Origin of the sequence: Thalassotalea sp. 1_MG-2023 (assembly GCF_030546745.1) — a bacterium.
Lineage (GTDB): Bacteria > Pseudomonadota > Gammaproteobacteria > Enterobacterales > Alteromonadaceae > Thalassotalea_C.
In genome coordinates, this window is sequence record NZ_JAUOPD010000004.1 from 115,737 (window position 1) to 136,760 (window position 21,024).

Here is a 21,024-nt window from a genome sequence, read left to right on the forward strand (position 1 = left end):
ATACGAATAAGTGATAATGAAAAACATGGCGACTCTTATAAACAACAATAATATCAATTAAATGTCACTAGCGTCACGGATTCAACAAGTATTTAAACCCCGCGGGTCAAGCAATATCGTTGGGCTTAGTCTACAACAGCGCTCTATTCATCTATGTTCATTAGATCGTAGTCTTAATGCGCGTTGTAAGTTAATGGAACTAACAGATGGCGATTTCAATTCGGCATTTACTCGTGTGCAGCAAAAATATAAACCAAGTGGTCAGTGTCATTTAGTTTTGTCTTCGAAACATAACCAAGTGGTTCAAATTGATAAACCCGCCTTGCCCGAAGAAGAAATTAATAGTGCATTAAAGTGGCAAATCAAAGATTTAGTATCTATTCCTCCAGAAAACATGGTGCTTGATTATTTTGATGCACCGCAAATGTCGAATGATAACAATAAAATTCATGTGGTTTGTGCTGCAAAAGATATGTTGGCGGCATGGTTAACAACGCTTAATACCCAGCAACTTAATGTTGCATCAATCACTATTGAAGAGTTTGCGTTCGCTGCTTTAATGCCAAATATAGACGACGCTAAAATTCTCTTATGCCAACAGCCTAACGAAGATATGTTATTGCTCATTGTCAAACAAGGGCGATTGTATTTTCAAAGGCGTTTACGAGGTATGGCACAAATTGGTGAGAAAACAGAGCAAGAACTTAGTTTTGGTACGATTGATTCATTGAGTTTAGAAATTCAGCGTTCTATGGATTACTTTGAGCGACAAATGAAACAAGCACCAATCAAAAGTATTGAAGTGTTAGTACCCATTGAAAACGAAGCTTATTTAGCACGGTGTTTAGCTGAAAATGCTAATGTTGCGGTCAATTTATTTACTATGCCAGAAGGCTTTGAGCCTTACCGTACCTATGCGGCGAGTTTGGGAGCAACACGTATTCACGCAATGTCTGAGGTTGTCGATGGCTAAGTATTCGATTAATTTATTACAACCTGAACTTATTGCTAAACAGCCTACGTGGACGTTAACTCGTGTCGTATCCTTATGGGTATTTGTATTTATTGCAATGCTTTTGTGGCTAACGTGGTCGCACTATCAGCTCAATGACAGTAAAAAACACGTAGCTAAATCAACATTAGCAAAAGAAGCTTTAGTTACTCAGCAAATGACGCTCGAAAGTCAAGTAGCATCAAACAAAGCTGATACAGCCTTGGTAGAGCAATTAGCAACCGTTAAATTACTTTTTAAAAATAAACAATTATTGCATCAGCAGTTAACTGATACCTCTTCCACACATGCTGCTGGATTTTCAGCTGCAATGACCGAGTTATCACAATATCATCATCGCGATATTAGTTTAAAGCAAGTGACTATTTCAGGAGATTATATTCGCTTTTCTGGGGTGGCAAATACGCCAGAAAGTGTGCCTTCATGGTTAGCAGCGTTTGAACAGTCAACGTTTCTTTCTGGGCATGTTTTTAGTCATTTTAAATTACAAGAAAATGATCAGAAGTTAACGGAGTTTGTAATCAGTTCTCGTCAGCAGACAGGCAAGGAGCAATAAGATGAAACAACGTTGGCAAACATATGCTGATAAGTTCTTGCAGATCACACCGCGAGAGCAGTATTTGATCATCTTAACTGGCTTGATTGCGATTATTTTCATTATCTTTAGTTTGTTCATTGACGATAATTTACTACAAATTGAAAAGCTTACTAAGCAGCATCAACAAAATGTAGCTGATATTCAATCTACTCAAATGACAGTTGATGTACTTGCTGAGGCATTAAAAACAGATCCTAACGATGCTATCCGCAAGCAGCTAAGCCAATATCAATTACAAATGAGTGAAGTTGATCAACAGCTTAGTTTATTAGCGTCAGATCTTATCAACCCAATTCAAATGCGGCATGCGCTTATAGAGTTATTGTCGTCAACAAAAGCTGTATCGCTAACATCGTTTGATGTTTTTGCCGCAGAGCCTATGGAGTTAACTCCTGAAACTGAAAAGAAAAACGTTGCTGAACAATCTTTACCGGTACAATCATTATCATTGTATAAGCATGGTGTTAAATTAACATTATCCGGGGATTATTTCGCACTAAAAGACTATATAGCAGCGTTAGAAGAGCTGAAATGGAAGTTCTTCTGGCAAACATTTGATTACCAGTTAGTGGCGTACCCTAAAGGGGAATTAACAATAACGATGTATAGCTTAAGCACGAATAAGGAGTTTTTAGGTGTATAAAGTTTTGTTAGGCTTATTGTTGGTATCTTTAGTTAGCTTTGGGCAATCAACTGACCCTACAAAGCCGCTATTAAAGCAAGAAGTTGCCAGTGAACAACAACCAGCTAACGCTGAACTTGTGCTTCAAAGCATTGTGCAATCAGGTAATAAATATAACGTTGTCATTAATGGTACCTTGTTAAAACAAGGTGATAAGCTTAATCAATACCGATTGACTAAGGTTACACCGCGTTACGTATTACTTTCGTCTGATGAGAAAAAGATAAAGCTGTCATTGTTCTCGTCCGTTGTCGACAATTCAAAGAAAAAAGATAATTAACTATGAATCAGCCTTCAAAAAGTATGTTACTAGGTGCAATGACAATCTTCTTAGCGAGTTGTCAATCTGTTCCACCGCAACCCAAACATATTACCGACGAATTAGATAAAGCGATTGCATCGACAGATAGCACTAAAGCACCAAAACCCCTTGCGAGTCTTCCATCTACAGTACAGCAAGATTTAATGCAACAAAGCATGAGCCAAGCCAGACAAGGCTTGTTATCTGAAAAGCGATTAGACATTGGTGCGAGTGGTGTTGATGCACAAGCATTTTTTGCCGCGTTAGTGGAAGATTCTAATTATAGTGTTGCCGTACACCCAGGAGTAACTGGAGCCATTACTTTAAATTTAAAAGATGTCACGCTTACTGAAGTGCTCAATGTTGTTGAGCAATTATATGGGTATGAAATTCATCAAACAGGCCAAGTGATACAAATTTACCCAGCAGGTATTCGTACAGAAACAATACCACTAGATTATTTGTTTATTACCCGAGGTGGTTTTTCCACCATGAGTGTTAATTCGGGGGGCGTTGGTAATGCTGATAGTAATAACGGTGGCCAAAATAATGGCAACAATAACTCGAACAACAATAACAGACAAAGTCAAAATGGTAACGGTGGTCAAAATAATCAATCGGCACAAATGAATGTTAATGGCACCAACGTATATACTGAGAATAAATCAGATTTTTGGAAAGAGCTAGAAGAAAACTTAGAGGGTTTAATTGGCGCAGATGACAACTCAGAAAGCTCAGTGGTTGTCTCTCCCCAGTCAGGTTTAGTGACCGTGCGAGCATATCCGAAAGATATCAAAGCAATTAAGCGCTTTTTAACTGGTACGCAAGAATTATTACGTCGACAAGTCATTATTGAAGCAAAAATATTGGAAGTCACCTTAAATGATGATTACCAGCAAGGAATAGAATGGGATAGTATCCTTGGCAGTTTGCACCGAGGTTTTAACGAAACCGCAATTGGTTTTAGTACCACTGGAAATATCGAAGGTAATGTTATTTCAAACACTATCGGTGGTGTTACTGGCATTAGCTTCTTTAAGAACACTGATTTTTCAGGGGTTTTACGGTTGTTATCGACACAAGGGAATGTACAAGTGCTTTCTAGCCCTCGTATTACAGCAACTAATAACCAAAAGGCGGTGATAAAAGTTGGTGATGACGAATTTTTTGTCACTGAAGTTTCATCAACGACTACCACCGGTACTGCTACTACCACCACACCAGAAATAGAATTAACACCTTTTTTCTCAGGTATAGCACTAGACGTTACACCGCAAATTGATGCTAACGGCGAAGTTATTCTTCATGTCCACCCATCAGTAACAACAGTACAAGAAAAAACAAAAACCATACGCTTAGATGGTCAAGATTATGTGCTTCCGTTGGCGCAAAGTAGCGTAAGAGAATCAGATACCGTAGTCAGAGCCAAGTCAGGTGAGATCATTGTTATTGGTGGACTTATAGAAACAACTAAAATTGATATGGAATCTAAAACGCCATTACTAGGTGATATTCCATTGATGGGTGAACTGTTTAAAAGTAAAAGCCAAAGTACACAGAAAAAAGAGCTTGTACTGATGTTGAAACCGATAGTTACTGGTCAAGATACTTGGAAAAACCAATTAGAAGATGCCCGACAACTATTAAAACAATGGTTTCCTGAAGAAGACACGCAATAAGCGCCTTAGGCATTTATATGTATCTTTATCATTTTGGCTTACGTGAATTACCGTTTACTCTCACCCCAAATACCAACTTTTATTTGGGGATAGCACCGCACTTTGAAGCCTTTGAAGTATTGCTGACAGCATTAAAAACAGGGGAAGGTTTCATTAAGGTTATAGGTGAAGTTGGTACAGGAAAAACACTGCTCTGTCGTAAGTTACTGAATGAAATACCAGAGCATTTTGTGACAGCTTACATACCCAACCCTTACTTACAGCCAGATGAACTTCGACGAGCAGTAGCGGTAGAATTAGGTGTTAAACAAGCACAGAGAATGTCTGTGCAATTGTTAACACAACGTATTCAAGAACGGTTATTAACCTTACACAGTCAAGGCCATTCAGTGGTACTGATTTTAGATGAAGCACAAGCGTTGCCGGCCGATAGCCTAGAAGCATTAAGGCTTTTCACTAATTTAGAAACAGAAACACGAAAGTTATTGCAAGTGGTGTTATTTGCCCAACCTGAACTTGATCAGCGATTAAACGAAACAAGGTTTAGACAATTAAAACAACGCATTACCTTTTCATACGGATTACGAGCCATGACCGGTGAAGAAGTTGCACAGTATATTGACCATCGTATGCACATTGCCGGCTATAAAGGTGCACAGTTGTTTGATAAAAACTTGTGTCAACAGATCGCAAAAGTTACAGAAGGCATTCCTAGGCTGGTCAATATTTTATGTCATAAAATGCTGATGTTAAGCTACGGACAAGGAACCTATCAATTGACTAAAGCACACCTGAAAATTGCCGTAAAAGATACAGAAGCAACAGCTGAACAAGTAGTAAGAGTGAATGGCTGGTTTGCTAGCGGTGTGTTAGTGAGTATGTTATTGATAGGGTGGTACTTTCTTGGAGAAATGCTGTGAGTGTAATTAACCAAATGCTAAAAGATTTAGATCAGCGCCAAGGTGATGAACCAATAAATAATGAAAGGCAACACATGGTTGCTACTCAGCAACCGTCGAAAAAAATATGGCTGTTTATCGTACTAAGCGTGGTTTTAATTAATGTTTTTGTCTTAGTCATTTGGTGGCAATATCAAGAAAATCAACAATTAAAAGCTCAGCAGAATACAACACCAACCACCCAAGCTGAAAGTAAACAGGTTGAGCATCAAGTTAAGGTGCCGGCTACTCGTATTAAGCAACCTTCTCCGCAACAATCGATAGAAACCGAGCGTCAAAGTGCGGTTACCGTACCGCCTGAAAAATCGGTTGAAAGCGCTGACTCGCACATTTCCGAAAAACAAGACGAAAACCAACATCCAGTGTTAACAACACAACAGGATGTGTCATCGAATAAAAGCGATGAACATATACAAAGGCATCAAGCCACTAAAACGAACAATACGGTTAAGCCACAGGATAACGATGCCACACAACAACATGTGAGCTCACAAACTAACAGTAAACCAACACTTTCTATTGCACGTAAACAGTTAACGCCGAAAGAGCTTGTTGCTCAAAAAAGCAATGCAGCTCAACAAGCAATAGATCAAAATGATATCAAACAAGCAGAGAAGCTGTTAGAAGAAATCTTATTAATACAACCATCGCACCATTCAAGCAGAAAACAGCTAGCTGCACTTTGGTTTGGCCGACAAGATTATCGTGCAGCGTTAAATGTGTTGTTTCAAGGGATTGCACTTGCACCGCAAAACCCTGATTTTAGAATCATGCAAGCACGTATTTATATGAAACAAGGTATGCTTTCAAATGCGATTAACACTTTGCTACCGCTTGCGACGGTCGATAACGTTGAATTTCAATCACTTTTAGCATCATTAACTCAGCAAGTGGGTGATCATAAAAAAGCCGCAGCAGCGTATTTAAGGCTTACTCAACTGCAACCAGCTCAAGGCAAGTGGTGGCTAGGGTATGCCGTTGCATTAGATAGCCAAGGCGAATTTAACTTAGCAAAAAGTGCATACCGTCAAACGCAACAAACGAATGATATATCTGAAAGTACTCGGCAGTTTATTCGTCAACGATTGACAGAACTAGGGGAATAACAATATGGCTGCACCTAAATTAAAAATGCGATTGGGTGACTTGTTAGTTCATGAGCATATCATTACTAATGAACAATTAATGCAAGCACTTAATAGTCAAAAGTCAACAGGTAGAAAGCTTGGTGATACCTTAATTGAATTAGGATATTTAGGAGAAAGACAACTTCTAGAATTTTTAGCACAACAACTTGATGTACCGTTTTTAGATATTAGTCAACGTAGAATTCCAACGGAAGTCGCAAAACTATTACCAGAAGTTCATGCACGTAGATTAAGAGCGCTTATTATTGAAGATCAAGGTGATGCCGTACTTGTGGGTATGAGTGATCCAGCAGATTTAGGTGGTTTAGATCAACTTGAAGACATGCTTTCGCCACGAAAAATCAAACTTGCCGTTGTTATGGAGTCGCAATTATACCAAGCTTTCGATGGTTTATACCGCCGTACAGCTGATATTGAATCTTTTGCGAGTCAACTAGAGGAAGAATACGATCAATCGTCTGAATTTGATTTAACCACCTCATTCGTTGATGAAGGCGGGGATGCAACCGTTGGTAAGCTGTTACAATCTGTTTTTGAAGATGCAGTTCAAATGCGAGCTTCAGATATACATATTGAACCAGATGAAAATTTATTACGCATTCGCCAACGTATTGATGGCGTGCTGCAAGAAAATGTATTGAAAGAAAATAAAATAGCATCTGCTATGGTTTTGCGATTAAAGTTAATGGCAGGCTTAGATATTTCAGAAAAACGGTTACCACAAGATGGCCGCTTTAATTTGAAAATTAAAGGTCACAGTATTGATGTACGTATGTCGACAATGCCGGTGCAACATGGCGAGTCAGTGGTTATGCGGTTGTTAGATCAGTCGGCAGGCTTGCTGTCGCTTGATGAAACCGGTATGCCTACTGAGTTAGTTGCACGGGTAAGACATCAAATTAGTCGTCCTCACGGTATGGTGTTGGTTACTGGGCCGACAGGTAGCGGTAAAACAACAACATTATATGGTGCTTTAAGTGAATTAAACCAATCTTCAAAAAAAATAATCACTGTTGAAGATCCCGTAGAATATCGTCTACCACGGATAAATCAGGTACAAGTTAATAGTAAAATAAACTTAAGTTTCTCAGGCGTTTTACGTACAGCATTACGTCAAGATCCCGATATTATCATGGTGGGTGAGATGCGTGATCATGAAACCGTTGAAATTGGTTTGCGAGGCGCATTAACGGGGCACTTGGTATTATCAACGTTACATACCAATGATGCCATCACTAGCGCATTAAGATTGATAGATATGGGCGCAGCTGGTTTTTTAGTGGGAAGTTCGTTACGTGCGATTATTGCTCAGCGTTTAGTACGTCGTGTTTGTGAAAGTTGTGCAAGTGAGCATCATCCAACAAGCCAAGAAAAAATATGGTTATCACACTTAGCGGGAGATAAAGCCACGCAGGCAAGTTTCAAACAAGGAACAGGATGTCAGTCATGTCAATATACAGGTTATAAAGGCAGAATCGGCGTATTTGAATTATTAGAAATGAATGAACCAATGATGGCAGCATTAAAAAGAGATGACACTGAAATGTTTACTGAGCAAGCAAAAGCACACCCTAGGTTTACTCCTTTAGCGATGGCTGCTTTTGATTATGCTGCTCAAGGCATAACAACCGTTGAAGAAGTGCTACGCCTTGTTGAAATGGTTGATGTGAGCGAGTAACGAGATATGGCGGCATTTGATTATATTGGTAGAAATAGCAGTGGCACACAGGTAAAGGGTTCAATTGAGGCCACTAATGCCGCAGCTGTCGCTGAGCAGTTAAACCGCCAACACATTATTCCAATCGCTATCGAGCCAAGTAAAGACAAATCAGGTGATGCAAATAATCAATTGGACTTAGCGCAAATTTTTGGTTCATCACCCGTGTCATTAGATGATCTGATCGTATTTTGTCGGCAAATGTATGCGCTAGTTCGTTCAGGCGTGCCCATTTTACGCGCTATTAATGGCATGGCAGATTCTAGTAATAACAAACAGTTAAAAAAGGCGTTAGTCGAGATAGCGTCACAGCTTGAAGGGGGTTATGCTCTTTCTTCCGCCTTGAACCATCATCCGAGAATTTTTACACCACTGTTTATTTCTTTGGTTCATGTGGGTGAGAACACCGGGCAACTTGAACAAGCATTCGCAAAATTAGCCAGCTATTTCGAACGTGAACAAGAAACAAGAAAACGCATTAAAACTGCGCTACGTTACCCGTCATTTGTGATCATCGCGATTGTTATCGCCATTGTTATTTTAAATATTTTTGTTATTCCAACCTTTGCTGATATGTTTTCTAAGTTGGGGGCGGAGTTACCTTGGGCAACCAAAGCATTAATTAATAGCTCGGCTTTTTTCTTAAGCTATTGGCCGCATATGCTCATTGTGTGTGTGTTTGGCTTTTTTGGCACGCGCAGTTATTTAAAAACCACTGATGGCAAATATCGTTGGGATCGCATAAAAACCCGTTTACCGATTGTTGGTTCAATTATCGAACGCTCGATACTTGCACGTTTTTCACATAGTTTTGCCATTGTACTAAAAGCTGGTGTACCAATGACTACAGGTCTATCGTTAGTGTCAGAAGCTGTTGATAACAGCTATATGGGCAAGAAAATAGTTGCAATGCGTACAGCCATTGAGAGTGGAGAAAGTTTATTACGCTCAGCAATAGCGAGTGAGTTGTTTACTCCGTTAGTGTTGCAGATGGTTGCTGTAGGCGAAGAAACTGGCCGAGTTGATGAATTATTGCAAGAAGTCGCGGAATATTATGAACGTGAAGTGGATTACGAATTAAGTACGTTAACCGCTAAAATCGAGCCTATTTTAATAGCCGTTGTTGCTGCCATGGTACTCATTTTAGCTCTGGGTATATTTACGCCAATGTGGGATATGATGTCTGCATTCAAGGGGTAAACATGACACAGCAAGAGCAGGCAAATAGCCGAGAAAAATCGCTCAGTGAAAATATTATGATTATCACGCTAGTGGCTTGTTTGATGTCGGTGTTTATTTATTACTTTTTTAAACAGGAACAACGCTTTACTAAAGTTAGTTTTGAAACCGCGGCATCAACGTTTGCTACTAGAGTCATGTCAATAAGAGCACAATGGTTTATGGAAAATCAACCAAGTGTTGTTACTATTAAGAAAGAAGGAATTACGATATCTGTAAATGGGAAGGGCTGGGTTGATTTTCAACAGGTTAACAATAATTGTGGCAAGATTTGGCAAGTGGTCATGCAGTCACAGTTAACTTTCATGAATCAACCAGTTGCTGCTATTGAACGGTTTAGAGAAAAGCCGACCTTGCAAAGGCGTTGTCGATATCAGCTTGCCAGTGGAGAATACTTTGACTATGCCCTGCAAACAGGTACAGTGAGTCAGGTAATGGTAATAAAATAAGAAGGCGTCAATGTTAATACCTGTTGATTGATATAAATCAGTGACTTATTAGCTAAAACGTTGTTAGAATAATTTTAAGATCTAAATTGAGGTTGTGTTATATGAAAAAGCAATCAGGTTTCACGTTAATTGAGCTGGTTATTGTTGTTGTAATATTAGGTTTTCTTGCGGTAACAGCAATACCTAAGTTTTTAGATTTAACTGATCGCGCTAAAGAAGCTAATATCGAAGGTATGGCCGGCGGCTTTGCAACGGGTATATCGCTAGCGAGAGCGCAATGGGAAGCGTTAGGCAGAGAACAGGATACTGGTGGTCGAAATGTCGTCACTTATGACGGAACAGAAGTGCTATTAACAACAGAAGCTGCCGGTATTCGCCCTGGTTATGTGGTGGGTTCTACGGCCGTGACCAATGATGGTGCTAGCTTAGGTGGTGGTTTTGATGCGGCAAATTGTGCTGATGTATGGGACAGTATATTACAGCAACCACCTAAAGTAACCGATACCGTTTCTACCTTAAATAGTAACAGTAGTATGCAATACTATGTAGCAAAAACGGGTACAGGTGCTACAAGTACGTGTTTTTATTATTTGAAAGAAACTATTGCGAAAGACACTAATGGTGACTACGATGTTACCAACATCAATAGCGTTGCCAATTACTTTAGTTACATGCCAGCAACCAGTGAAGTTGCAATAACAATAAATAATTAATAATCGTTCGAGGAAATATTATGAATAAATTATCAAGTGCTAAAGGTTTTACCTTAATCGAACTTGTTGTGGTGATTGTCATTTTAGGTATTTTAGCGGCAACAGCTGCGCCTAAGTTTATTGACTTAACCGGTGATGCAAAAGCGTCAGTGATGCAAGGTGTACAAGGTTCGATTAACTCTGCAGCAGATTTAGCACATGCAAAGGCGTTAGTTGAAGGTGAAACCTCAAGTAGTGCAGCAATTTCTATGGCGGGTGTAACAGTAAACCTTGCATTTGGTTGGCCAACGAATGCATCAATTATCAACTTAATTGATATTGATGAATCAGTAAGCTTTTCGGCTGGTGCGTTTTTTCATTTAGAGTCAAATGATCAAGCAAATTGTCGTATTACTTATACACAGCCTACTATTGCTAATACGCGCCCTGAGATTACCGCTGTTGATTTAGATGCATGTTAATCAGTAAGTGCTTGCTATCAAACCGAGCTTAAAGCTCGGTTTTTTTATCTCAAAAATCAAATCAATGTTTACTTTTTACCGTAATTTTTTGATGTAATAGACCAGTGGTTAACTAATGGATAAGTTGCTTTTGCTTCTTGTAGTACTCGTTGATAGTTTTCTTCATTTCCTAATAGCTGATAACACAACAAAAGTTGCTCATATAATGCTTTTCTCGGCTTGCGTTTTAGTCTTTGCTCAGCCCAAGTAGCGTAGCTTTTTACCTTTTCAATATTTTTATTTTTAACACCTGAATACAACATATTATGATGAACAAGTGCTTCAATTTTGCTTCGCCATGGAAGTGGGTTAATAACCTTTGTTAGTTTATCTAAAGTTTGTACCGAAGACTTCTCATACTGTGTGACAATATAATTGGTATGTAAGGTGGTTAATAAAAACGAGCTCGAAACAAGCACAATGATGCTAGCCGTTAATGTTGCGCTGCTGTGCCAGTTTACTGAATAGTTTTTGTAACCGTTGAGTTTAAGCAAACGTTGAGGGTAACTTTCGCTAGCATGTACTATGTTCTCTGTTAGTAGCTGTTTAGCAATATAGACAATTAACATTGCAAACACTAATAAGTGGGGAGTAGAGCTATAAAAGGGCATTTCAGTTTGCGTATGAAAGGCAATAGGTATTAACAGGCCAAAACACGCCAATGCTTGATATTTGTTTTTACTGATCATCATTAATCGAGCAAATAAACATAGCAAAATCAAAAAACCTAATAATGGCATAACACCACCTTCAATAATCCATAGAAGGGGTTCATTATGCGGGTGACTTAAATTAATTAATGGTTCAGCTAGAGTAGGCTGTTTAACTTTTAATTGGTTGTGAAAGTCGAGATATTCGCGTTCAAAATGACCATAGCCAACGCCAGTTATTGGCGAGGTGAGCCAAAGTTTTGTGCTAACGCTGTAAATTGTTTTTCTGACATTAACACTACGTTGTTCATTTTTGATATAGCTTGGCTGTTCATTTTGTTGGTTTACATAAAGTGTTGTAAATACAGCAACAATGATCACAACATAGCAAATCAAGCTACGCTTGATGGAACATTTGATTAACAACGGCGTAATAAAAATAAGCGCAGCAATAGCGCCATACCTGCCTGTTAATGATAATAAATCGGTCAGTAAAACAGTAAACGCAGCGAGCAATAGTAGCAATAATGATAGCCATTTCTTTGCTAATTGTTGCTTTATTGCTAAGAGATAACAACAAATCGCTAACCCTGTGGCGATAAAACTTGCCATCACATTTGGCTGGAAAAAAAGCCCGTAAGCTCGGTTTAGTAATGGATCAAAATGAAGCGGTGTAAAGTATTCAGTCAGGCTCATTTGAAATATCCCAACAGCGGCTTGAATGCTAACGGCTACTAAAATTAATACTAATAATAACGGGCTTTTTTTTTGCCAAACATCAAATTGGTGCAGCGCAATAATGAACGCGACTGTCACAACAGCGCCGATAAACCGAGGAATAGCAAAATCACTGTATTCTGCGCTATAAAAGAAAGGTACTAATAAACACAATAATACCGCTAATAAACCATATTCAAACCATGATATTACCCAGGTTTTTTCAGCCGATATTTTGTATAACGCTAAAGCAATGGTTAACGACATACAAAGCCATGCCAAGACATTGAATGAATACGCTAAACCACTACCACCTGATGATTCCATAACAAATGGCATGCCAATAACAAAATAACTGAATAATAGAAAAAATGAGACTTTGCTAAAGCGAGACATAAAGTGAAGAGTTGAGTTGCGATAAATGCAGATTAAGGAGAAAGTGATTTTATTTCAACTTTTTAACGATTTTTGCCTCATAGTTGTATTTATTGAAAAATATTCATTATGATTGAGGTGTTAAAGAGAGAAAGTTGAACGCAACCTATTTGGAATGACTCACTCATGCGCAAAAACGGCTTTACCCTAATAGAATTGATTGTGGTGATTATCGTGGTTGGTATTTTAGCGTCAATTGCTGTACCAAAATACATTGATTTTAGTGGCAATGCTAAAACCACAACCCTTGAAGCGATAAAAGGCTCTATCGACGGAGGTATGGCTCGGGTATATGGAAAATCAGTGGTTGCTGGTAATCATCAACTACCTTTTGCGCCTAATGCAAATACAGCATTAGCTTTTCCTCGCATAACCCTTGATGGTCAAACTGTTGCCGTGAACTACGGTTACCCGCTTGGTTCTAATAGTGAATGGCAAAAAATCATTACTTTTGATCGCGATGTGTTTACGTATACTGCTAGCACTGATAGTAGTCGTCTTATCATTTACCCTAAAGATCAAGCAGTGCCGAGTAATATCAATGAAGACTGTATCGTTTATTATTTAGCGGCGACAGGCACAACTAAATCAACATCAGCCAAAGTGGGCATGAACCCTTGTTTATGATAACGAGTTCACAACGCCCGCTTAAAGGTTTTACCACTATTGAAATGGTGGTTACCATTATTATTTTAGCGATTGTTGCGGTAACTATCGTACCAAAATGGTTTACCAGTAGCGGCTATGAAGAAATGACCTATCAAGATGAAATCATTACAACATTACGTGCGGTGCAAATGCGTGCAATGCAACAGTCAGTCGATGAACACTGCCATTTGGTTAAAGTGCAAGCAAAAATCATTGGCTTATTGGCAACGGATTTAAGCACTATTAATAAATGTCATACCAGTAATTGGCAAGATGATGCACGATACGATTTAACCAAAGAAGATGGCCCTACAAGTGTACAAATAGAGGCAAACCATGATGTGGCTTTTAGCGGCTCAGATATTCAATTTGATAAAATGGGTCGACCACAAGGTTGTATTGCACCTTGTGAAATATTGATACAAGGCAGTGAAAAAACCGTAAAAGTGCTGGTCAATAAAGAAGGTTTTATCTATGAAGGGTAAGTGTTCAGGTTTTACTTTAATAGAAACTATTGTTGGCATGGTGGTGCTTTCTATTTCGTTTGCCGTATTAACCAGTTTGTTATACCCCGCTACAGAACAAAGTGCTAGTGTGTTGCATCAAATACGGGGGTCAGAATTAGCACAATCAATGCTTAATGAAATTCAACAAAAAGCTTTCGATGAAAATAGTGATAAATCTGGCGGACGATTACGCTGTGGTGAAACGGGTATTACAGGGTGTAGTACGAGTATGGGTAACGAAGAAGGGGATGAGCGTAAACAGTTTGACGATGTTGATGATTACCATGGCTTAATTTATAACGTCGGTGAAATTGAAGATTCTCAAGAGAATGCTCTCGATTATTTAGGCTATACCTTATCGGTAAAAGTAGGCAATGACAGTGACTATAATGGCGTTACTTATGAAGAAGGCGATACTGATGATAATCGCAATACAGCAAAACTTATCACGGTGACCGTAACAACGCCAACAGGTTACGAACTTACTTTTTCAACCTACCGGACAAACCACTGATGTTCTCTCAAAGCTCTAAACGTCAAGCGCGTGGCTTTACCTTGATTGAGTTAATCACGGTGATTGTTATTTTGGGGATATTAGCAGTAGGTGTTAGTAACTTTTTGCAATTTGGCAGTAATATTTACGCCGAATCTACTGCCCGAGATAAGCTGGTTAGCGGTGCGAGATTTGCGATTGAGCGACTTAACAGAGAAGTGCGACAAGCGCTGCCAAACTCTTTACGTGTGTCAAATGTTGGTAGTTCAACGTGCTTAACATTTATGCCAATATGGGGCGTAACGACTTATATTGATATTCCAGTATCGCCAGAATCACCAAAAAACGCTATTGAAGTTGTGCCGTTTGAGGTAAGTGACATAGCAAATGCAGACAAAGTAATTGTATATCCTACGCATCAATCAGATACCCAAGCAGCTTCGGGTAAAGTACATAGTTTCAACAGTATTGATGACTCAGTGACACCCTGGCAGGTAAATCTGGCTAGTAATGTGATCTTTGATACCGACTCACCAACAAAGCGTATTTACTTTATTGGTAATGACACTCAAATTTGTTTATCAAACACCGGTACATTGTTACGTAATAATGTCACTATTGCTGAAGGTATAGACACAGCATCGTCAATTATTGAAGTGATACCAGCAAGTTTACAACGAAACGCGTTAGTGCGCATTTCGCTGTTATTTAAAGAAAATGATGAACAAGCATTGTTTAGTAATGAGATACAGGTGCCAAATGTTCCATAGCGTATCAGTAAAAAAAATAGCCAATAGAAAGCAACTACGAGGCAGTGCTCTTGTGATCGCTATTTTCGTTATTGTTGTTATGAGTTTACTTGGCGTAGCACTTGTTAAAATGCTGCGTACAAGTAGCAATACAGTGGTTTATGAAGTGCTTGGTACTCGTGCATTTCATGCCGCTCAAACAGGTATGCAATGGCAATTACAAAAACTATTCCCGTTAAATAACCCCGCACAACGGTGCACATCTTTTGGACCTGCACCAGCGATTGATACTGTTGATGGTTTTCAAAGCTGCCAAGTGAGCACCTCTTGCGAAGATAATATTGAAGTTTCAGGTGTTCGTTATTATCGGCTAACTAGTACGGGGAGTTGTGCTGTTGACGATGTTGTAACATCTCGAACGATTGAAGTACAAGCACGTAGTTTATAACACTCCGATAACATAATATTGTAAGATTTCTTTACAGTGCCATCACTATTATTTATTATTTTTTCATCAATAGACTGAAAATAAAGAAGAATATATTATTGGCATGTAACTTGATTATAAATACTCAAGATTACACGTTTTGTGGGTCTTCTCATTAAATAAGGTGGTATTAATGAAAACTTTTTTTAGCCTAATATTATTATCGATATGTTTATCTAGTCCTTCACAAGCGACGCTGATCACTAATTTAACGCAGTCTGAACTTGATAGTTTTGACTATACTAACGCGGTCGATCAATTATCACCAACCTCTGAAAATATTCACTATGTTTCTGCAAATGGGTGGGATTATGCTTGGGTTTCACCGGTAAATGCAGAAGCTTGGGGAACAAATACATTATATGCGCCTGAAGTTCAACAAAACTGGACTTATGCAACGTTTGAACAGCTCGTGTTTATTCATCAAGTATTAACCTTAGATGCCTTTACTATTAAAGATGAACAAGGAAATACGACAGGCTATATTCACGCTGTAGAGTATTTTAATTCCGTTTTTACTGGTTTGAATCAGAATATTTTAGATCAAGACGTTGTCACTACAAGTGACTTCCTAGTTGGTATAATTGCCAGTGAACGAAACGAAGCAGGGTTAATTCCTTTTTATCTTGATTTTGCCGACACCTTTTATGTTAGAGAATCGTTAGTTGACATCCCGTCAGTTGATGTACCTGAACCAGCGTCATTACTTTTAATGGCATTAGGCTTTGTTTTTATAATGTCTCGTAAGTTCGTCCGTTACTAAGTTGATCACCGATTTTGCGCATAATGACACTGTTTATAGTGACTAACCTTGTTATGCGTACCCCTTTGTTTCATGAAAATCTTCCCCGCACTTGCGGGGTTTTTTCTTTTAGTGTTATTGTCCCCATTCTATTCACTATTATTTTTATAAATACAAGCTGTTACTTGTCAATTCGTTAACATCAGAGTACCTTTTAACTAATCATTTGCGAAACTGTGTCAGGAACATATGTATATTAAGGTATTTGCTGCTACCATTTTGTTTTGTTGTTCAGTGGTTGCTAATGCAATAGATTGTTCAGAAATTTTTCCTCAGCAAGATCATTCGTTTGCTGTGAATGGCAGTAAACAATTTTTTTCATATGGTGATGACAGTGAATGTAATAGCAATAAATGCAAAACTGTTTCCATACCTACCTTTACTCCTCCTGCTCTAAGCGGGTTACCTGATAATGGTGCATTTAATTTAACCACAGTAACAGATGGTGTTTACTATTACTCAAGTTGGGGACTTACTGACAGTGAAGGGCTGACATTTTCTGGAACAGGTACTGCGGTTATTTACATTGACGGTAATGCGACAATTCCTGTTGGTTCTGAAGTTAATCTATCAGGGGTGCCAAGCAATATTTTAATTGTTGTTACTGGAGCCTTAACTATTGCCGATGATGTTAAGATTAATGCGAATATATATGTAGCAGGTTCTACAGTAATAGGCAGCTTAGGTGGCAATGACTTTGACATCAATGGTGCTATTTCAGTTGGGGGCGCACTTGCTGTATATGGTGAAGGTGAACTTGAGTTTGATGCTGAAGATATTACTGATATGAATACCCACGGCTTATGTGTCAACGCTAAGCCTTTCGATTTTTCGTGTAACTCAACATTTGTTGATGGAATAACCAGTCACACAAATAATGGGCAAATTCATTTTAATCGAGACAGTAAAATCATCAATAATCCTGATAACATTTTAGCAACAGCAAGGATCATACATTCGAGTAATATTACATCTTGTGATGTTTTTGGCCAATGTTCAGCATCAGGAACCCCAACCACCGCAATGACAAGCTCTCGCTTTAAAACAACATCAAGTAGCCAAGACTTTAGTGTTTCACGAAATAGCACAAGAACCATAAATGGAAATACCTTTGACGAAGTAGCAATTGAAAGGGGGGGCACATTAAATTTTTCATCTAATTATTCTGAATACCGTATTGAAACACTATCGTTAAAAACTGACGCTACCTTGCGCTTGACCCCCGGTGATTATTGGATTGAAGAATTAACCTATTCCGGTTTTGCTATTAATATCGAAGTGATTGGTAGTGGTTTAGTACGCATGTTTTTTAAAGACGGTGATGGCAATAATGATGCGTTGGAGTTACCACGAAATACAACGATTAATCAGGGCGGCAATGCAAGTGAATTTCATATTTATGCATATCAAGGCGTTAAACTTAACCGTAACGCAAACGTAACTGCGCTCTTGTATGCCGTTGAAGATATTGAAATAGAAAGGAGTACAACATTTCAAGGTGCCATTTCGGGTGATAATATTGAATTGAACCGTGATTCTTTCGTGACCTACAGTTGCGGGGCTACAGCACAACCAACAGAAGTTTTGCATTTAAAAATGGAAGAAGCAACTTGGCAGGGTGGTTCAGGGTTAGTTATAGATAGTATTAATGGCATTAACGGCACTGCTTATAATGGCGCAAAAACGGTCGGTAGTGCGTCATGTCGATATGGCGAATTTGATGGTAATAATGATCACGTGCTAATACCGCATAACGACTTACTTAATGGCACTTCAACATTAACCTATGCTGCTTATTTTCGTGCTAATAGCTGGAATGGCACCACGCAAATAATGGCAAAATCTGTTCATGGAGGAGGCTCTGGTCGCGCGCAAATGGGCATTTTTTCTGAAAATGGCGTATTGAAGGGGCGAGCAGAAACGGCTAACGGCCGATATGAGATCACTTCTTCACTCCCTGCTACACTGGGCGATTGGGTACATGTAGCTTTGGTTTTCAATGGCACAAGTTTAAAGCTATACCAAGACGGTGCTGTGGTTGCTAGTAGTTCATTTTCTGCGACAACATTAGTTCAAACCAATGATCCATTAGCAATCAGTAAGCGAGTAGGCACTAATCAATACTTCTTTCATGGTTTAATTGATGACATTCATGTATTTCAAAATGCATTATCTGCCGCAGAAGTACAAACGCTTATTGATAACAACCCGAGTTGTCCACTTACTGATGTTGATCATTACTTAATCACTCACAGTGGAACAGGATTAACATGCGAACCAGAACCTATCACAATTAAAGCTTGTACCAATAGCTTTGGCGCAAATTGTGTTGAATCGAGCAATATTGTCAATGTAGATCTTGTAGCCACTGGTAGTTCACACGCTGTGACTCAGTCAGTCAGTTTTATTGGTAGTACAACCGTTGACTTACCTTACCAAGTTGCCGAAAAAACAACGCTATCTATTGATAATGCCAGTATTCCGGCAAGTAATGGATACGTATGTAATAGTAATAACCCAAATGATTGCGATATCACGTTTAGTAACGCTGGTTTTAAAATTACTGGCTTTAATAACATCGAAATTGCAGGGGAAGCGATGCTTTCTGCTGGAAATTCGCGGATTTTTATTCAAGCGGTTAAAAATAATAAAGGCGCATGCCAAGGATATTTTGACACACCAGGCGCTAGAAATATTGATTTCGCCATGAAAGCTATCACCCCAAGTACGATAAACGGCACACAAAATTACCTTATTGGCAATAATGTTGTTCCTAAATACAGTGGCTCATCGCCAAACCAATTTTCGACGGTTAGTTTAACTTTTGATGCTAATTCTCAAGCGCAATTACCGAACAATTTATATCATGATGTTGGTGATATTGCCTTATATGCAAAACACACGATACCCGCTACCGTTGATAACCCTGCAATCACGCTTGTTGGAGACAGTGATGTTTTTTATGTAAGGCCTTATGCGTTTTTAATTTCGGCCTCTACTTCTTCCGGAAATAGTCTAGATAACACAAGCGATACCGGGGGAAGTATTCAAAAGGCGGGTGAAGCGTTTAATTTATCAATGAAAGCCGTGAATAAATCAGGTGGTGTGACAAAGAATTTTAACAAAAATGTTGAGTTGGCGTTACAACGCACAGCGCCATTTAGCGAAGGTGCTGAGGGAGTATTGGTTGCTAAAAGTGTATTAGGGTTAGTGTCAAATACTCTCGCAGAAAATTATACCGGTGTCACGGTGCCTTTTTCTCAAGGAGAATACCAAAGTGAAGTTGATTACAATCAAGGAGCGACATACAGCGAAGTAGGATTAATTAAATTGTTTGCTCGTGAAGTACAAAATGCCAATAACAACAATAATCATGCGCAAGGCCAGTCGGCTATCGGGCGATTTGTGCCGGCGCAGTTTGCGATGGTTAGTTCTGTGCCTGCTCAGTTTGCAATGGTTAGTAATGATGTAGAAAATTTTTGTAATGCAATGACATACATGTCTCAACCAGCAATTAAATTCAACTATCGGATAGAAGCACAAAATGCAGCGGGTGTTAAAACTGAAAACTATCTTAAAACGAACAATTTTGATTTTATTAAAGCGAACATCGCTTTTGTCGCTGAAAATGCCAATACCATTGATTTATCAACGCGGTTAGCTGATTTTAATGGTAATTGGCAATCAGGTGTTTATGAAAATGAAGATGACTCCTCTGGTAAAGATGAAGGTAAATTTAATCGACTAACAAGTATCGATGGTCCCTATGAACAGCTTCGGTACGGTATTAAACTTGTTGATCCCGAAGGCAGTGAATTACTAGGTTTAGATATGTTATCGAATGCGGGTAACTTTACCGCAAAAGCATTATCGAGTTCAGCAAGTAAAATGCGATTTGGTCGTTGGGTGGTTGATAACGCTTATGGACCAGAAACAGAAGCATTACCGGTTGCAATGCGCCTAGAGTATTTTGATGGCAGTGGTTTTGTTGTTCATGACGATGACAGCTGCACAACGCCGACACTTAATACTCTTAACGATAAAGTGATTACAGGGGCTATCTTCAGTGGTGGCTTAGTGGATGGTCAATATCGGTTGTTTGATATGGATAATACGGATGGTCTAACAATGTCGGATGTTGATGCCGCGACAGCTGGAAGCTTCGCTGCTGGACGTTTTATTGACCAGCCGAACCGTTTTACCTTTAGTGCTCCTGGAAATGGTAAACAAGGGGCGTTGCAATTTGAATATGAAGTGCCAGAATGGTTAAAATACGACTGGCAAGATGATGGTAATAACAATGATAACCCCGCAGCATTATTAAATTTTGGCTTATTTCGTGGTAATGATCGGATAATTTCGTGGCGAGAAATTCAAAAATAACCACTTTTTGACACTTTCATGAAAAAAGTTGCAAAAAAACATGTTTTTTTCATCATTGAGGCATCACATCTAGTAAATACTGGGGTATGATTACCGACAATTAGCAAAATAATTGAAGTACGCTATGGCAGGCATGTTGTAGTCAAGTAGCAAGGAC

At 38.9% G+C, this 21,024-nt stretch carries 20 protein-coding genes; 19 read left to right on the forward strand and 1 reads right to left on the reverse strand.

Annotation, left to right across the window (positions count from 1 at the left end; translation table 11 throughout):
- Nucleotides 1-61: 61 nt before the first annotated feature.
- The 12 genes from Q4489_RS04630 (at nt 62) to Q4489_RS04685 (ending at nt 10,958) form a co-directional block, all read left to right on the forward strand.
- Nucleotides 62-973, forward strand: a complete 912-nt coding sequence (locus Q4489_RS04630) for an MSHA biogenesis protein MshI (RefSeq protein ID WP_303477722.1) — start codon at nt 62-64, stop codon at nt 971-973.
- On the forward strand, nt 966-1,568 hold the full coding sequence (locus Q4489_RS04635) for a PilN domain-containing protein (RefSeq protein ID WP_303477724.1): 603 nt from the start codon (nt 966-968) through the stop codon (nt 1,566-1,568). Before Q4489_RS04630 ends, Q4489_RS04635 begins: the two co-directional genes overlap by 8 nt.
- 1 nt (nt 1,569) lies before the next feature.
- Complete coding sequence (locus Q4489_RS04640) at nt 1,570-2,253, forward strand: hypothetical protein (RefSeq protein WP_303477725.1); 684 nt, start codon at nt 1,570-1,572, stop codon at nt 2,251-2,253.
- Entirely contained in the window at nt 2,246-2,572 is a 327-nt protein-coding gene (locus tag Q4489_RS04645; protein WP_303477726.1) for an MSHA biogenesis protein MshK, read from the forward strand. The genes Q4489_RS04640 and Q4489_RS04645 overlap by 8 nt, the downstream gene beginning before the upstream one ends.
- A 2-nt stretch (nt 2,573-2,574) precedes the next feature.
- A complete protein-coding gene (gene mshL, locus Q4489_RS04650) occupies nt 2,575-4,272 on the forward strand; it encodes a pilus (MSHA type) biogenesis protein MshL (RefSeq protein WP_303477728.1) in 1,698 nt (565 codons plus the stop codon).
- Nucleotides 4,273-4,289: 17 nt separating this feature from the next.
- Nucleotides 4,290-5,192 (forward strand): ExeA family protein, encoded by a 903-nt coding sequence (locus tag Q4489_RS04655; RefSeq protein ID WP_303477730.1) that lies wholly within the window; start codon nt 4,290-4,292, stop codon nt 5,190-5,192.
- Nucleotides 5,189-6,337: a lipopolysaccharide assembly protein LapB gene (locus Q4489_RS04660; RefSeq protein ID WP_303477731.1), complete on the forward strand. Its 1,149-nt coding sequence runs from the start codon at nt 5,189-5,191 to the stop codon at nt 6,335-6,337. Before Q4489_RS04655 ends, Q4489_RS04660 begins: the two co-directional genes overlap by 4 nt.
- 4 nt (nt 6,338-6,341) lie before the next feature.
- Entirely contained in the window at nt 6,342-8,057 is a 1,716-nt protein-coding gene (locus tag Q4489_RS04665; RefSeq protein WP_303477732.1) for a GspE/PulE family protein, read from the forward strand.
- 6 nt (nt 8,058-8,063) lie between these two features.
- A complete protein-coding gene (locus Q4489_RS04670) occupies nt 8,064-9,296 on the forward strand; it encodes a type II secretion system F family protein (RefSeq protein WP_303477733.1) in 1,233 nt (410 codons plus the stop codon).
- Between the two features lie 2 nt (nt 9,297-9,298).
- On the forward strand, nt 9,299-9,784 hold the full coding sequence (locus tag Q4489_RS04675) for a hypothetical protein (protein WP_303477735.1): 486 nt from the start codon (nt 9,299-9,301) through the stop codon (nt 9,782-9,784).
- 101 nt (nt 9,785-9,885) lie between these two features.
- Nucleotides 9,886-10,497, forward strand: a complete 612-nt coding sequence (locus Q4489_RS04680) for a type II secretion system protein (protein ID WP_303477736.1) — start codon at nt 9,886-9,888, stop codon at nt 10,495-10,497.
- A 20-nt stretch (nt 10,498-10,517) separates the two neighbouring features.
- Complete coding sequence (locus Q4489_RS04685; RefSeq protein WP_303477738.1) at nt 10,518-10,958, forward strand: type II secretion system protein; 441 nt, start codon at nt 10,518-10,520, stop codon at nt 10,956-10,958.
- A 68-nt stretch (nt 10,959-11,026) separates the two neighbouring features.
- On the opposite strand, the gene Q4489_RS04690 is transcribed toward Q4489_RS04685, so the two are convergent.
- Nucleotides 11,027-12,691 (reverse strand): PglL family O-oligosaccharyltransferase, encoded by a 1,665-nt coding sequence (locus Q4489_RS04690; protein ID WP_303477739.1) that lies wholly within the window; start codon nt 12,689-12,691, stop codon nt 11,027-11,029.
- 234 nt (nt 12,692-12,925) lie between these two features.
- On the opposite strand from Q4489_RS04690, the gene Q4489_RS04695 reads away from it, so the two are divergent.
- The 7 genes from Q4489_RS04695 to Q4489_RS04725 all read left to right on the forward strand — a co-directional run bounded on the left by Q4489_RS04695 (nt 12,926) and on the right by Q4489_RS04725 (nt 20,867).
- Nucleotides 12,926-13,426: a prepilin-type N-terminal cleavage/methylation domain-containing protein gene (locus Q4489_RS04695; protein WP_303477740.1), complete on the forward strand. Its 501-nt coding sequence runs from the start codon at nt 12,926-12,928 to the stop codon at nt 13,424-13,426.
- A complete protein-coding gene (locus Q4489_RS04700) occupies nt 13,423-13,932 on the forward strand; it encodes a Tfp pilus assembly protein FimT/FimU (RefSeq protein ID WP_303477741.1) in 510 nt (169 codons plus the stop codon). The genes Q4489_RS04695 and Q4489_RS04700 overlap by 4 nt, the downstream gene beginning before the upstream one ends.
- Nucleotides 13,922-14,467, forward strand: a complete 546-nt coding sequence (locus Q4489_RS04705; RefSeq protein ID WP_303477743.1) for a prepilin-type N-terminal cleavage/methylation domain-containing protein — start codon at nt 13,922-13,924, stop codon at nt 14,465-14,467. Before Q4489_RS04700 ends, Q4489_RS04705 begins: the two co-directional genes overlap by 11 nt.
- Nucleotides 14,467-15,216: a type II secretion system protein gene (locus tag Q4489_RS04710; RefSeq protein WP_303477745.1), complete on the forward strand. Its 750-nt coding sequence runs from the start codon at nt 14,467-14,469 to the stop codon at nt 15,214-15,216. The genes Q4489_RS04705 and Q4489_RS04710 overlap by 1 nt, the downstream gene beginning before the upstream one ends.
- Nucleotides 15,206-15,643 (forward strand): pilus assembly PilX N-terminal domain-containing protein, encoded by a 438-nt coding sequence (locus Q4489_RS04715; RefSeq protein ID WP_303477746.1) that lies wholly within the window; start codon nt 15,206-15,208, stop codon nt 15,641-15,643. The genes Q4489_RS04710 and Q4489_RS04715 overlap by 11 nt, the downstream gene beginning before the upstream one ends.
- A gap of 172 nt (nt 15,644-15,815) precedes the next feature.
- Nucleotides 15,816-16,445: a PEP-CTERM sorting domain-containing protein gene (locus Q4489_RS04720; RefSeq protein ID WP_303477747.1), complete on the forward strand. Its 630-nt coding sequence runs from the start codon at nt 15,816-15,818 to the stop codon at nt 16,443-16,445.
- A 228-nt stretch (nt 16,446-16,673) separates the two neighbouring features.
- Nucleotides 16,674-20,867 (forward strand): LamG domain-containing protein, encoded by a 4,194-nt coding sequence (locus Q4489_RS04725; protein WP_303477748.1) that lies wholly within the window; start codon nt 16,674-16,676, stop codon nt 20,865-20,867.
- The last annotated feature ends 157 nt before the right edge of the window (nt 20,868-21,024 follow it).

Excerpts from the sequence above, each read along its gene's own strand:
- Q4489_RS04630 (WP_303477722.1), top strand. The coding sequence starts at position 62 with ATGTCACTAGCGTCACGGATTCAACAAGTATTTAAACCCCGCGGGTCA.
- Q4489_RS04635 (WP_303477724.1), top strand. The coding sequence starts at position 966 with ATGGCTAAGTATTCGATTAATTTATTACAACCTGAACTTATTGCTAAA.
- Q4489_RS04640 (WP_303477725.1), top strand. The coding sequence starts at position 1,570 with ATGAAACAACGTTGGCAAACATATGCTGATAAGTTCTTGCAGATCACA.
- mshL (WP_303477728.1), top strand. The coding sequence starts at position 2,575 with ATGAATCAGCCTTCAAAAAGTATGTTACTAGGTGCAATGACAATCTTC.
- Q4489_RS04655 (WP_303477730.1), top strand. The coding sequence starts at position 4,290 with ATGTATCTTTATCATTTTGGCTTACGTGAATTACCGTTTACTCTCACC.
- Q4489_RS04665 (WP_303477732.1), top strand. The coding sequence starts at position 6,342 with ATGGCTGCACCTAAATTAAAAATGCGATTGGGTGACTTGTTAGTTCAT.
- Q4489_RS04670 (WP_303477733.1), top strand. The coding sequence starts at position 8,064 with ATGGCGGCATTTGATTATATTGGTAGAAATAGCAGTGGCACACAGGTA.
- Q4489_RS04675 (WP_303477735.1), top strand. The coding sequence starts at position 9,299 with ATGACACAGCAAGAGCAGGCAAATAGCCGAGAAAAATCGCTCAGTGAA.
- Q4489_RS04680 (WP_303477736.1), top strand. The coding sequence starts at position 9,886 with ATGAAAAAGCAATCAGGTTTCACGTTAATTGAGCTGGTTATTGTTGTT.
- Q4489_RS04685 (WP_303477738.1), top strand. The coding sequence starts at position 10,518 with ATGAATAAATTATCAAGTGCTAAAGGTTTTACCTTAATCGAACTTGTT.
- Q4489_RS04690 (WP_303477739.1), bottom strand. The coding sequence starts at position 12,691 with ATGGAATCATCAGGTGGTAGTGGTTTAGCGTATTCATTCAATGTCTTG.
- Q4489_RS04695 (WP_303477740.1), top strand. The coding sequence starts at position 12,926 with ATGCGCAAAAACGGCTTTACCCTAATAGAATTGATTGTGGTGATTATC.
- Q4489_RS04700 (WP_303477741.1), top strand. The coding sequence starts at position 13,423 with ATGATAACGAGTTCACAACGCCCGCTTAAAGGTTTTACCACTATTGAA.
- Q4489_RS04705 (WP_303477743.1), top strand. The coding sequence starts at position 13,922 with ATGAAGGGTAAGTGTTCAGGTTTTACTTTAATAGAAACTATTGTTGGC.
- Q4489_RS04710 (WP_303477745.1), top strand. The coding sequence starts at position 14,467 with ATGTTCTCTCAAAGCTCTAAACGTCAAGCGCGTGGCTTTACCTTGATT.
- Q4489_RS04715 (WP_303477746.1), top strand. The coding sequence starts at position 15,206 with ATGTTCCATAGCGTATCAGTAAAAAAAATAGCCAATAGAAAGCAACTA.
- Q4489_RS04720 (WP_303477747.1), top strand. The coding sequence starts at position 15,816 with ATGAAAACTTTTTTTAGCCTAATATTATTATCGATATGTTTATCTAGT.
- Q4489_RS04725 (WP_303477748.1), top strand. The coding sequence starts at position 16,674 with ATGTATATTAAGGTATTTGCTGCTACCATTTTGTTTTGTTGTTCAGTG.